The 12,356-nt window shown below is 65.9% G+C and carries 14 protein-coding genes and 1 pseudogene; 9 read left to right on the forward strand and 6 right to left on the reverse strand.

Features of this window, described 5'->3' with window-relative positions; genetic code table 11:
* The 7 genes from GSQ79_RS02975 (at position 1) to GSQ79_RS03005 (ending at position 5,035) form a co-directional block, all read left to right on the forward strand.
* Positions 1 to 1,083: a 5-(carboxyamino)imidazole ribonucleotide synthase gene (locus GSQ79_RS02975; protein ID WP_158807251.1), complete on the forward strand. Its 1,083-nt coding sequence runs from the start codon at positions 1 to 3 to the stop codon at positions 1,081 to 1,083.
* 149 nt (positions 1,084 to 1,232) lie between these two features.
* Positions 1,233 to 1,475, forward strand: coding sequence for a 30S ribosomal protein S21 (gene rpsU, locus GSQ79_RS02980; RefSeq protein ID WP_158807252.1), 243 nt, complete (start codon positions 1,233 to 1,235; stop codon positions 1,473 to 1,475).
* A gap of 246 nt (positions 1,476 to 1,721) precedes the next feature.
* Positions 1,722 to 2,567 carry a tetratricopeptide repeat protein gene (locus GSQ79_RS02985; RefSeq protein ID WP_158807266.1) on the forward strand — a complete coding sequence of 282 codons (846 nt, stop codon included), beginning with the start codon at positions 1,722 to 1,724 and terminating at the stop codon, positions 2,565 to 2,567.
* Between the two features lie 318 nt (positions 2,568 to 2,885).
* Positions 2,886 to 3,197, forward strand: coding sequence for a 50S ribosomal protein L21 (gene rplU, locus GSQ79_RS02990; protein WP_158807267.1), 312 nt, complete (start codon positions 2,886 to 2,888; stop codon positions 3,195 to 3,197).
* Positions 3,198 to 3,294: 97 nt separating this feature from the next.
* On the forward strand, positions 3,295 to 3,567 hold the full coding sequence (gene rpmA / locus GSQ79_RS02995) for a 50S ribosomal protein L27 (protein ID WP_158807253.1): 273 nt from the start codon (positions 3,295 to 3,297) through the stop codon (positions 3,565 to 3,567).
* 134 nt (positions 3,568 to 3,701) lie between these two features.
* The gene (locus GSQ79_RS03000; protein ID WP_158807254.1) at positions 3,702 to 4,349 is read left to right on the forward strand and encodes a GNAT family N-acetyltransferase; all 648 of its coding nucleotides are present in this window, start codon (positions 3,702 to 3,704) and stop codon (positions 4,347 to 4,349) included.
* Positions 4,350 to 4,636: 287 nt separating this feature from the next.
* Positions 4,637 to 5,035, forward strand: coding sequence for a VOC family protein (locus tag GSQ79_RS03005; protein WP_158807255.1), 399 nt, complete (start codon positions 4,637 to 4,639; stop codon positions 5,033 to 5,035).
* Positions 5,036 to 5,138: 103 nt separating this feature from the next.
* Here GSQ79_RS03005 and GSQ79_RS29270 read toward each other — a convergent pair whose 3' ends face one another.
* Both GSQ79_RS29270 and GSQ79_RS03010 read right to left on the reverse strand, forming a co-directional pair.
* A complete protein-coding gene (locus GSQ79_RS29270) occupies positions 5,139 to 5,489 on the reverse strand; it encodes a hypothetical protein (protein ID WP_368669909.1) in 351 nt (116 codons plus the stop codon).
* A pseudogene (locus GSQ79_RS03010) lies at positions 5,489 to 6,778 on the reverse strand (FAD-dependent monooxygenase). Before GSQ79_RS03010 ends, GSQ79_RS29270 begins: the two are co-directional and overlap by 1 nt.
* Here GSQ79_RS03010 and GSQ79_RS03015 point away from each other — a divergent pair.
* Positions 6,723 to 7,361 (forward strand): TetR/AcrR family transcriptional regulator, encoded by a 639-nt coding sequence (locus GSQ79_RS03015; RefSeq protein ID WP_158807256.1) that lies wholly within the window; start codon positions 6,723 to 6,725, stop codon positions 7,359 to 7,361. The pseudogene GSQ79_RS03010 and the gene GSQ79_RS03015 sit on opposite strands and share 56 nt — an antisense overlap.
* Before the next feature lie 20 nt (positions 7,362 to 7,381).
* Here the strand turns inward: GSQ79_RS03015 and GSQ79_RS03020 are convergent, their stop codons facing one another.
* Genes GSQ79_RS03020 through GSQ79_RS03030 form a run of 3 tightly spaced genes read right to left on the reverse strand, consistent with a single transcriptional unit; the run spans position 7,382 to position 10,100 of the window.
* On the reverse strand, positions 7,382 to 8,203 hold the full coding sequence (locus GSQ79_RS03020) for a metallophosphoesterase (protein WP_158807257.1): 822 nt from the start codon (positions 8,201 to 8,203) through the stop codon (positions 7,382 to 7,384).
* Positions 8,200 to 9,105 (reverse strand): diacylglycerol kinase family protein, encoded by a 906-nt coding sequence (locus GSQ79_RS03025; protein WP_158807258.1) that lies wholly within the window; start codon positions 9,103 to 9,105, stop codon positions 8,200 to 8,202. Before GSQ79_RS03025 ends, GSQ79_RS03020 begins: the two co-directional genes overlap by 4 nt.
* A 50-nt stretch (positions 9,106 to 9,155) precedes the next feature.
* Positions 9,156 to 10,100, reverse strand: coding sequence for an NAD-dependent epimerase/dehydratase family protein (locus tag GSQ79_RS03030; RefSeq protein WP_158807259.1), 945 nt, complete (start codon positions 10,098 to 10,100; stop codon positions 9,156 to 9,158).
* Positions 10,101 to 10,173: 73 nt separating this feature from the next.
* Between GSQ79_RS03030 and GSQ79_RS03035 the strand changes: the two genes are divergently transcribed.
* Entirely contained in the window at positions 10,174 to 11,145 is a 972-nt protein-coding gene (locus tag GSQ79_RS03035; protein WP_158807260.1) for a LysR family transcriptional regulator, read from the forward strand.
* On the opposite strand, the gene GSQ79_RS03040 is transcribed toward GSQ79_RS03035, so the two are convergent.
* Positions 11,087 to 12,082, reverse strand: a complete 996-nt coding sequence (locus GSQ79_RS03040) for a D-glycerate dehydrogenase (RefSeq protein ID WP_158807261.1) — start codon at positions 12,080 to 12,082, stop codon at positions 11,087 to 11,089. The two genes, GSQ79_RS03035 and GSQ79_RS03040, sit on opposite strands and share 59 nt — an antisense overlap.
* Positions 12,083 to 12,356 lie beyond the last annotated feature (274 nt).

Consider the following 12,356-nt stretch of genomic DNA (forward strand, 5'->3'; position numbering starts at 1 on the left):
GTGACCGCGATTGCGCCCGGCGCCACCATCGGCATTCTCGGCGGCGGCCAGCTCGGCCGGATGATCGCGATGGCCGCCGCCAAGCTCGGCCTCAAGGCACACATCTATTCCCCCGATGCCGATAGCCCGGCCTTCGAGGTCGCGGCCGTGCATACGATCGCGGACTACGAGGACGAGGATGCGCTGCGTGCCTTCGCGGCGACGGTCGACGTCATCACCTACGAGTTCGAGAACGTCCCCGCCCGCACCGCCAGCATTTTGGCCGCGATCAAGCCGGTCCGGCCCGATGCGGCAGCGCTCGCGGCAAGCCAGGATCGGCTCGTCGAAAAAGAGTTCATGACGTCGCTGGGCATTCTCACCGCGCCATTCATGAACGTCGAATCCGCCGGCGCGCTGGCTCGAGCGGTGGCCCAGCTCGGTCGCCCGTCGATCCTGAAGACCCGGCGCTTCGGTTATGACGGCAAGGGCCAGACCCAGATCCGCGAGGGCTCGGACATCGCCGTCGCCTATCGCTCGCTCGGCGGGGTGCCTTCGATCCTCGAAGGCATGGTGCCCTTCACCAAGGAAATCTCGATCGTTGCCGCGCGCGGCCTCGACGGCTCCTTCGCCGCCTACGACGTCTGCGAAAATCACCACGAGCACCATATCCTCGACCGGACGATCGCGCCGGCGGGAATCGAGCCGCACACGGCAGAGCGCGGCGTCGCCATCGCCAAGACGATCGCCGACGCGCTCGACTATGTCGGTGTGCTCGCCGTCGAGCTGTTTCTGACCGTCGAGGACGGCAAAGAAGTCATCCGGGTCAACGAGATCGCGCCGCGCGTCCATAATTCCGGGCACTGGACGCTCGGCGGCGCCGTCACCTCGCAGTTCGAGCAGCACGTCCGCGCCATCTGCGGCTGGCCGCTCGGCGCCACCACCCGGCACGGCACCCGGGTCGAGATGCGCAACCTGATCGGCGCCGACGTGCTGGCCTGGCACGACATTTTGTCGAGCGGCGACACCAGCCTCTGCCTCTACGGCAAGGCCGAGGAACGGCCTGGCCGCAAGATGGGCCACACGACGAAAGTGTTTTACGACTGAGCTTGAGTCTGGCGACCGGCTCTGGACATCAAACCGTCGCTCTGGTACCACCCGCCCGTCGCATCCGGTGCGCGAATCGCGCGCCCGGCTTGCTATTCCCAATTCAACCTCTTCGCCGCGTAGAGGCGGTGACGTAAAAGGATCGATGCGTGCAAGTTCTCGTTCGCGACAATAATGTCGACCAGGCTCTCAAGGCTCTAAAGAAGAAGATGCAGCGCGAAGGCATCTTCCGCGAAATGAAGCTGCGCGGCCACTACGAGAAGCCCTCCGAGAAGCGCGCCCGCGAAAAGGCCGAAGCTATTCGTCGCGCCCGCAAGCTTGCCCGCAAGAAGATGCAGCGCGAAGGTCTTCTGCCGATGAAGCCGAAGCCCGTCCCCGGCGCGCCGCGCTGACCGGACTTTAGTCTAAGCTCTGCTTCGCGGGTCGTCTGAGCAGGGAATATTGGTGCTGCGTTCATCGTTCCTAAACCATACCGGCCCTAGACGTGGTTAAGTCTGGGGCGGCGCGTCCCATTCTTGCCGAATTGATCTTGGCATAAAGCGCGCAACGGAATTCCGGCGCTTGTCCGCGAAGGGCCGAGAAGGACGACCGCAATGATCGCAGTTTCGAAGACCGCTCCCGGATCATCCCAGCCGACGATGCCGCGCCTCGGCGCTTCCGCACTCGCCTGCTTCATCCTGGGAACGCTCGGTCTCGCAGGCTGCGAATCGACGAGCAACGTCTCCGGCATGCGCGGCGCCGGCGTTGCCGAGATCACCAACGAATCGCCCCAGGCCGCGCAGGACAACTTGGCCTCGCTGAGCGACGTCGTGCAGCGCAACCCGACCAGCGTCGAAGCCCTGACGACGCGCGGCGTGGCTTACGCGAAGTTCGGCCGCTTCCAGGAAGCCATCGGCGATTTTACCCAGGCGATCCAGCTCGATCCCAATAGCGCCGCCGCGCTGACCGATCGCGCGCTCGCCTACCGCCAGATCAACCGCAACGATGTCGCCCTGGCCGACTTCAACCGCGCCATTACCGCCAACCCGCGCCACGCGCCGGCCTATCTCGGCCGCGCCAATCTCGAGCGCGTGCAGAACCATCTCGACGAAGCCAAGGCCGATCTCGATCAGGCGATCAAGCTCAACCCCGAGAGTGCCCAGGCCTTCCATTCGCGTGGCCTGATCTATCAGCGCGAAGGCAACCAGCCGCTGGCGATCACCGATTTCGACAATGCCATCGACCGCGATCCGTTCGCCGCCGCTCCCTACCAGGCGCGCGGCGAGAGCCTCATCGCCACCGGCAAGTACGACAAGGCGATCGAAGATTTTAACGCCGCGCTCAACGTCAACAACAAGAACGGCAGCGCCTGGGCCGGCCTCGGCCTCGCCTACGAGAAGAAGGGCGACCGCAGCCAGGCCGCGGAAAACTATCGCCGCGCGCTGAATTTCGACCCCGCCAACCAGATCGCCAAGGACGGCGCGGCGCGAGTCAGCCGGGCTTAGGCTTTAGCGCCCCGTCCGCCGCGCGTCGCGCGATCCCCCTCCCCCGTGGACGGGGAGGGCAGCCGGCAATATCCTCACCTGCGTAGCGGGGAGGGGGCAATGCGGAGCATGGCGGAGGGGGCCACCCCACCTAACGCCCCCAACTTCGCATTGACAAAACTGCACGCGCTCGGTAATCCTCCGCGCCTCTATCCAGGGTCTCTCGCGCCTCGCTTCGGCTATGGCGCTGTGTCCCGGATCGGGTCCCATAAACTGCAAAGAAGCCGGTCGCGCGCGGTATTCCCATCGCGGCAGATCGGCATGAACACGGAGATAACGATGTTCGCAGTGATTAAAACAGGCGGCAAGCAATACAGTGTTGCGGCCGAAGATACGATTACCGTGATGACGCTCGTCGGCGAACCCGGCGACAAGATCATTTTTGACAACGTGCTGATGCTCGTTGGCGAGACCGAGACGAAGCTTGGCGCCCCCTTCCTCGAAGGCATCAGCGTCACTGGCGAGATCGTCGCGCATGGCCGCGGTCCCAAGGTGATCGCGTTCAAGAAGCGCCGTCGTCAGAATTCGAAGCGCAAGCGCGGCCATCGTCAGGATCTGACGACCGTCCGCATCGTGTCGCTGGGAGTCTAGCACTCGGGTCTGGTCGATCGGGCGATAGCGCCCGGTCGCGTCACCTCTCATATCGATTACGCCCGGCAGTTTTACGCCAGGGCCTCGGAGCATTACGATGGCACATAAAAAGGCAGGCGGTTCGTCCCGCAACGGCCGCGACTCGGACGGGCGCCGCCTCGGCGTCAAGAAGTTCGGCGGCGAGCACGTGATCGGCGGCAATATCATCATCCGTCAGCGCGGCACCACCTGGCATCCCGGCGCCAATGTCGGCATCGGCGTCGACCATACGCTGTTCGCGCTGCGCGAAGGCCACGTCCTCTTCACGACCAAAGCCAACGGCCGCTCGTTCGTATCGGTCGTCGAGCCGGTCGCCCAGGCCGCGGAATAACCATTGCTAGCCGCTGAGCGCTAGCGCTCAGCGGACTCTACCGGTGGGTCGGCGCTCAAGATTTCAGCGTGACCAAGTGTGGAGCATGACCGGCAGTGGCCGGTCGGCTTTTTCCGTGTCACCGGAGCACGACCATGTTCCCGGATATCACCTGCGACGACATCTTTCGTCTGGAGACGCGACGTCTCTGGCTGCGGTGGGTCCGCGCGCCGGACGCCCCGACCATCGCGAGCTTCGCCAGTCTTGCGGCTGTGGCGCAGATGACGGCGTCGATTCCTCATCCCTACCCCGCGGGCGAAGCCGAGCGCTTCATCCTCAACGCCCGGGCCGCCACCGCAGGCGGCCAGGCGCTTGTGCTCGGCCTGACCCTGAAGAACAAGGCGCGGACCCTGATCGGTCTCGTCAGCGCCGAGGCCAACGCGGGCCGCGACGTCGAGATCGGCTATGTCGTCGCGCCCGCCGCGTCGGGCAAGGGGCTCGCGACGGAAGCGGTGCGCGCGATCGTCGACTCGATCTTCAGCCTGACCGAGGCTCGGACGATTTCGGCCAACAGCCGCACCATCAATCCGGCGTCCCGACGCGTGCTGGAAAAAAGCGGGTTCGCTTTCGTCGACACCCTGCTGACCACCCTGCCCGCGCGAGGCGGCCAGCACCCCTGCGACCACTTGAAGCTGACCCGCTTCAGCTGGGCGTCTTGGGAGCGCGCCCGGCGCATGCCGAGCATGGCGCAGCAGCCGCGCGACGACGGCGGCCGGTCGATGGCCGCGCAGCGGGCGTCCTAGAGCATTTTCCACAAAAGTTGCAGACTTTTGTGATCGAGAAAATGCTCTAACTTTTTGAGGAGAGAGCGATTTCTTATCGCTTTGGTGATTCCACCAAAGCGGAAAGCGCTCTAGGCGCTCGCTGCCGGGCGTTGACACCGCGGTCGCCCGGCGCTACCCAAAACTCGGACGTGTAAAAGTCACAGCCCGGTCGGTAGTCCGGGTGGCTCCGCGCTCGTACAATGGCCGACTGCCCGACAGGCGGCCACCAGTGCGTCCTTTCCGAAATACAGGAGAGGTCCGTCCCAATGAAACTCAACCATATCAATCTGACCAGCGTCGACGTTCGCGGCGATCGTGCGATGTTCGAGACCTATTTCGGCCTGCGCTGCTCCGTCGAAAAGGGCAAGGCCTTGGCCGTCATGCATGACGAGCACGGCATGCTGCTGGTGCTGAACGACTTCGCCAAGAAGCGCGGCGATTTCGCCTATCCCGAAGACTCCGACGTGCACCACATCGGCTTCATCCAGGACAATCGCGAAGAGGTCGACGCCGTGAATGCGCAGTTGCGCGCCGACGGCTGGGATGTTCCGGAGCCGCGGGATTATCACGGCGCCTGGACGTTCTATTTTAAGGCCAAGGGCGGCTACTTCGTCGAGGTCGCGACGGAAACGCGGCTCGGTCCGCGGGATAGCACCGCGGCCTGAGCACCGGAAGCGCGGGACGTCGAACGGCGGCCCGCGCGCATCGTCTTTGCGGTCCCGACGGCGTCAACACCGATCATGGCGAAGATGACGGCGAGGCGTCTATTCATCCGGCTTTGGCCTCGGCCATCAGATCTGGGACGAACCAGCGGCCCAGCGCTTCCATCAGTCCGTCCGCCCGGCCCGCCTCGCTGATCCAGGCGAGGCAGGCATCGGGGCGGATCAGCATCGAGGGTCCCGCCGCGACCGCCACGCAGCGGATGCGATGTCGGTGCGCCGTGACGAGCCGGGTCGCCGCCCCATCAGTCGTGGCGTCGAGCAGGACGCCCGTGCCATCCAGCATGAGATCGTAAAGCGTGGTCTCGACATCGCCCTGCCGGATCGGCTGGTCGCCGATCAACCGTCCGACGGCGTCCAGCGGCGATCCCAGATCGTGGCGGGCGGCGAGCCCGCTCATCATCGCGCCGATGAAGCGGTTGACGTCGTCGAACCGCAGGAGATCCGCCATGATATCCGCATCGCCGCCGCTTGCGGGTCGGGCCGCATGATGGCGATCTGGGCGCGCGTGTTCGCCAGAACGGCTTCGGCGACGGGGCGCCGCTCGGCGGTATAGGTGTCGAGAAGCGTTTCGGGCATCGTGCCGCGTATGACGGCCGCGAGCTTCCAGCCCAGGTTCGCGGCATCCACGAGCCCGAGGCTCAAGCCTTGCCCGCCGAACGGCGAGTGAACATGCGCCGCATCGCCGGCGAGCAGCACGCGACCGCGGCGGTACGTCTCGACGAGCCGCGCGTGGTCCGTCCACCGGCTCGCATTCTCGAACGCCTTGATCCGCACGTCCTGCTGACTGATCCGGCGAAGCGCATCTTCGAGTTCGCGGTGTGTGATCGGCGCCTGCCGGTCTTTCGGCGGCCCGTCGAAATCCGCCATGATCAGCCGGTTGGGCTAGAACCCGTACGAGTACATGCCGCCCGAAGTGCGGGCGAAGCCGCGCGACGCCAGCTGCTCGGGATGGTCGATCGCGGCGATCGCTTGGTACATCGTCAGGGTCGGGTCCGAGCCGGGAAACGCGAAACCGGCCATCTTGCGGACGGCGCTGCGCCCGCCGTCGCAACCGATGACGTAGGCACAGCGGATCTGATCGTCGCCACTCGCCGTGACCCAGGTCACGTCGATTCCATCAGCGCTCTGCGCCAGACTCGTCACCTCGCAGCCGCGTCGTACCTCGATGCCGAGCGTCCGCACGCGGTCGAACAGCATGGCTTCGATATCCTGCTGCGCCACAGGGGCGCCGCGCCGGTGCGGTTCGCTCTGTGCGTCCGCTCGGATCAGCATCAGTCCACCGAAATGGCCGCTGAATTTTGATCTCCGGCCGAGCACGGCGGCGCCGCTCCGTCCGGCGTCATGCGCCAGCGCCCCAAACGTCTGCTCTTGCGCAGCAGCCAGCGACGCAGCCATCCCGCGGCGCTGCAACGCTTCGATCCCAAGAGGTCCGATCCCGCCTGCCTTCAGAACCATGCTCGGCGCGGCGAGGCGCTCCAGCACGAGAACGCCGACGCCGGCCAGCTTCAGTTCAATGGCCATGAGGAGACCAACCGGTCCCGCTCCGACCACGACAACGTCAATTTGCGCTTTCATATATTTGGTCCCAATATGTATTGAGTATATGTAAATGTGTGCTATTGGAATCGCTATGTCAATGCCGCCCGATCGCCGTGCTCGAAAACGCCTCGCCACCAGGCAAAGCATCTCCGATGCAGCCACTCTGCTTTTCCTGGAACGGGGCTTCGATCAGGTGACGGTGGACGAGATCGCGGAAGCCGCCGACGTCGGGCGGATGACCGTCTTCAACCACTTTCCGCGCAAGGAGGATCTGTTCTTCGACCGCGACGAGGAGGGCCGCGACCTCCTGCGCCATGCGTTGCGACAGCGCGATCCCGGCGTCTCACCGATCGAAACCTATCGGCTGCTCGCCCATCAACTGATTGCCGACCGGAGCCCGGCCGTCTCCTTTTCCGCCTGGAGCCAGGGCTTCGTCGAAACAACGGAACGCAGCGAAACCCTCAAAGCGCGGGCACGGGCGATTCGCGATGAGTTCGCGCAGGCCGTTAGGCTGGCGCTGTCCGAAAGCATCGGCCGAGACCCTACCGATCCCGACGCTCAACTCGCAGCCGGCCTTCTTCTGGCGCTATGGACCGTCGCCTTCCTGCAGGCCCACGGGACGTTTCGGCAGACCCACGACCCGCAAAAGGCCCAAACGATTTTCCTCACTCTGGTCGACAAAGGTAGCGCCGGGATCAAAGTCGCGATGGCGGGAACGCCCTACGCCTGAACCCTGTCTCGCGTGGGGCCTCAAGGCCCCGGCGCATCCTCCCAGCGCGAGCCGTTCCACAGCCGCACGGTGACATGGGCGCAGCCGTCCTGGATCCTGATGCGGTTGTAGGCGTTGGGCTCGTCGCCGCGCAGCCGCGTCGAGGTCGCCGATCCGGCCTGCACCGCAAGCAGCCGTCCCTTGCAGCCCTGCGTCCCGCCACCGTCGACCTCGACGCGCTCCGGCCCCTCGCCATCGGCCTCGGCGAAGCGCGCGTAATGCCGATGCAGGTGACCGGCGAGCGTCAGCCCGACGCCGCTGCGTCGGAACGCGGCAAGCGCCTTGTCGGCGCGCCCCACCAGGCGCGCCTCCTCGTCCCAGGGCGGCGGCATGAACGGATGATGCCCCACCACGATCTTGAACAGATTTGCCGGCATCGCCTTCAGCCGCGCTTCGGCCTGCACGATCTGCCATCGATGGATCTTGCCCTGCGACCAGTCGCGCTCCGGCGCCCAGGTGCGGACCGTGTTGAGACAAACCACCCCGATCTCGTCGTCCTGGAACGTCGGCTCGGTGTCCGCCGCGATAAAACGGCGATAGCGGCTGAACGGGCGAAGAAACCGCTGCATCAGATGGAACGGAGAGATGTCGTGGTTGCCCGGCACGCTGATCCAGGGCTGCGGCAGCCGCTGCAAGAAGGCGTGCGCCGCCTCATACTCGGTGCGCCGCGCCGCCATGGTGAAATCGCCGGAGATGATGAGAAGGTCCGGCTTGTCGGCGTTGAGTTCAACGATAAGGCCTTCGACCACGGTTGGGTTGGTGCAGCCGAAATGCAGGTCGGAAATCTGGGCGATCCGTCTCATGGCGTCTCGAGGCTCGTTGGTGGCACCAGAACGACGAGCGCTTGCGGCCGGCTGCGATAACGCAGCGGCGCATCGATCAGCCGAACCTCGCCGTCGTTCATCACCCGCAACGCGCGATGCCGCGAATCGATCACGAGGTCATCGGCGGGAAAGCGCTGAAGGCCCGGCAGGCGGTGCCAGTCGCCGACCGCGAAGCCGACGCCGAGGCGTGCCATCGACCACAGCGACAGATGCTCCAGGAGATAGACGGTGAGTTTGCCGCCATCCAGCGGCTCGCGAACCAGAAGATTGCCCGGCCGCTCGACGAAATCATTGTTCACCACGGCCAGCAGGCGAAAGCGCCAGCGGCGCTCCTGCCCGTCGATCGTGGCGGTGACGTCGAGCTTGGGATAGCGTCCGAGATGCCGGAGCAGCCCGCCGGCAAAGCGGGCCATGCCGCGCAGATCGACGCCGCCGCGCTGCGCCTCGCGGTGCTTGGCCATGCGCGCCGGCATGCCGAGCAGCGAGCTGGTGAGGAACACGTGACCGTTGACCGCGCCAAGGTCGATTTTTTTGCTGTGCCCTGCCCTGACGGTCTCGATGGCCGCATTGATGTCGAGCGGCACGCCGAGATCTTTTACCAGCAGGTTCATGGTGCCGAGCGGCAGCAGGCCCAGCGGCATGTCGCGCCCGGCGAGAAGGCTCGCCGCGCAGGCGATGGTGCCGTCGCCGCCGGCCACGACCAACGCCTCGATGCCGGGCTGCGCGGCCGCTGCCGCCAGACGGGCCGGCAGCGGCGCGCTGTCGTCCGCCTCGGGCGCGGCCGTCAGGCCGGAGGCCGCGATCTTTTCGCGAATGATGTCCGGGGTGAGAGCGCCGGACATCGATCCGGCAGTCGCATTGATGACAAGGGCGACGCGCATGGGGCCTCAGGGGTTTTGGTCCGCCCTTATGCGCGCGATGCACGTCGATCTCATGTCGGCGTCTTGGCGGCGTCGCGGAAAGCACGCGCGGTCGCCGGCGCGCCGATCTCGAAAGGCGTGGCGGCAAACGCGAAGCGCCGCGTGAACTTGCCGGCATCGACCCGATAGGGCCGATCCAGGGTGAAGCGCATTTCGACGACTTCGCGCAGGAACGGCACGAAGAGGCCGATGAGCGGAAGCATCCAGAGCGGTACGGCGAGGAGTTTCGGACTGGCGCCGAGGGCCGTCGCGCCAAGCGCAAAAATTTCGCGCGGCGTGCGGGTCGGGGCGCAGGGCATGTTCCAGATCTGCCCGAACGCATCGTCGGGGGCATCAAGCAGCGCGATGACCGCGCGGGCGATGTCCGGGACATAGGCGAAATCGTGGGGCGTGTCGGGCGGCGCGACGAGCGTGGCGGTCTTGCCTTTCGCAAGGGCCCCGAACGCCGTGTCGCCAAGGTGCGAGTTGGCGACGCCGGGACCATAAAAGTCCGGGGCCCGAAGGGCTGCCACGCGCACGCGACTTGTGGCTGCCATCCAGATCCGCGTCACCTCGGACCGCACCGCCGGCTTCACGCCGAACGTCGTCAGCGGCATGTCCTCCCGCAACGGTTCGCGCTGCGGCCCCAGCATGTAGAGGCCATCGACGAAGACCATGCGGGCGCCCGTCGCCGCACAGGCCTCGATGAGGTTCGTCATGGCCAGAGGCCAGGTCCGGCGCCACACGGCCCCGTCATACGGCAGCCCGATCGCGACGACGACCTGATCTGCGCCCTCGATCGCGGTGGAGACCGAGCGGGCATTCGCCACATCGCAGGGCCGGAACGCGACATGCGGCGGCAGATCGGCAGGACGCGTCCGCTGCGCCACCCGAACCGTTGTCCCTTGAGCCAGCAGGGCCTCCGTCGTAGCCCGTCCAACCGGGCCGAAGCCTATGACAACTATCATCTTGTTCATGACCAACCTCCATTGCGTCATCACGATAAGCCGCCGCTAGGCATATAGAAAATGCATTGTTATGATCATAACTATGCGTGAAACAAATATTGCCAGCATCGATCTCAATCTCGTTCCGGCGCTCGAAGCCCTACTCCGCCTACGCAACGTCACGCATGCGGCGGCCGATGTCGGGCTGAGCCAGCCGGCGATGAGCCGGGCCCTGGCGCGGCTGCGCGATCTCCAGCGCGATCCGCTGCTCGTGCGCACGCGCAGCGGCTACATCCTGACGCCGCGGGCGCTCGCCCTCCAACCGGAGTTGACGGCGGCGGTGCAGCACCTGCGCGCCGTGTTTCAGCAGCAGACGTTCGTGCCGGGTCTGGTGCGCCGGACCCTGCGGCTCGCCGCGGCCGATATCCAGACGATCGTCGTCCTGCCCGGGATTCTGTCGCGCCTGGCTGTGGAAGCCCCGGGCGTCGATCTGCGCGTCGAACCTTATAGCGCCGACATTCTGACGCGGCTCGACAGCGGCGCACTCGATCTCGCCTTCGCCTTGTCGAACACGCCGTTGCCGCCGGGCATCAGCAGCGAGGTCGTCGGCGAAGACCACCTTGCCTTGGTGATGCGGGCCGGTCATCCCGCCGCGGACCACGCTTGGACCCTCGCCGATTACGGCCGCCACCCGCATGTCACGGTCGCGCTGCTTGGGGACGGGCAGTCGGACATCGACGCGTTGCTCGCGGCCGCGGGCGTCGCCCGCCGGATCGCTCTGGTGACGCCGTATTTCATGGCGGCCCTGGCCGCGGTCGCGGCAACGGACATGGTCACCACGATATCGGCCGCGCTCGCCACGCGCTTCGCGGCGCCATTCGGCCTAGTGCTGCGCGAGCCACCCTTCGCGTCGATCCGTCTCGAGTCGACGCTGGTGTGCAGCCACGTCCGCGCCGCCGATCCCTTCCTCGTCTGGTTTCGCGCCCTCGTCAGGGACGTCGCCGAGACGGTGGGGCTTACAGCATGCTCGCCAGAACCCGGTCCGGCGGGCGATGACCGTCCCAGAACGCCTTGATGTTGATGATGACCTTTTCGCCCATGTCGACGCGGCCCTCGGTTGTCGCCGAGCCCATGTGCGGAAGCAGCGTCACCTTGCCGGTGCGCGCCAGCCGCAGCAGCTTCGGCGACACGCTCGGCTCATGCTCGAACACGTCGAGCCCGGCACCGGCCACTTCGCCGGCCTCCAGCATCTTGATCAGGGCGTTCTCGTCGATCACTTCGCCGCGCGCCGTGTTGATGAGAATCGCCTCCGGCCGCAGATATTTGAGCCGCCGGGCGGACAGCAGATGATAGGTCGCCGGGGTATGCGGGCAGTTGACCGAAACGATGTCCATCCGCGCCAGCATCTGGTCGAGCGAATCCCAGTACGTCGCCTCGAGTTGCTCCTCGATCGCCGAGCTGAGCCGGCGGCGGTTGTGGTAATGGATCTGCAGGCCGAAGGCGCGCGCCCGCCGCGCCACCGCCTGGCCGATGCGCCCCATGCCGACGATGCCGAGTCGTTTGCCGGTGATGCGGCGCCCGAGCATCCAGGTCGGCGACCAGCCGGACCATTCGCCCGACGGAATCGCTCCCGCCCCTTCGACGATCCGCCGTGCCACGGCAAGGATCAGCGCCATCGTCATGTCGGCGGTGTCTTCGGTCAGCACGCCCGGCGTGTTGGTGACGATGATCCCGCGCTCCAACGCCGCACCGATTGCGATATTGTCGACGCCGTTACCGAAATTGGCGATGAGTTGCAGCTGCGGCCCGGCCTCGCGAATGACTTCCGCGTCGATGCGGTCGGTCACCGTCGGCACGATCACGTCGGCGACTTTTACCGCCTCGAGCAGTTGCGCACGCGTCATCGGCTGGTCGTCGATGTTGAGCCGCGTGTCGAACAGCTCGCACATCCGCGTCTCGACGCGGTCGGGAAGCTTGCGGGTGATGATGACGAGCGGTTTCTTCTTGGCCATGATCTCTGTTCTCGAGCCGCCGCCGTCAGGCCATGATGCCGCGAAGATTGGCGGCCTTCACCCGGTCTTAAGGATGCCGGGCCATCAAGAGAGGACACGGCGACCGCGTCGCGGTCTCTACCAGATGATGGCTCAAAGACAAGAAGCGTGGCGCACGGCGTATGGTGGATGCAGGCAGACGCGAGGGACGATCATACATGAACGGGGCTGACGCGGAACGCGCGCGAACGACGAAGCGGGGCGTGTTTGCTGCGCTGGCGCTGCTCGCCAGCCT

It is taken from the genome of Beijerinckia sp. L45 (genome assembly GCF_009765775.1).
Lineage (GTDB): Bacteria > Pseudomonadota > Alphaproteobacteria > Rhizobiales > Beijerinckiaceae > RH-AL1.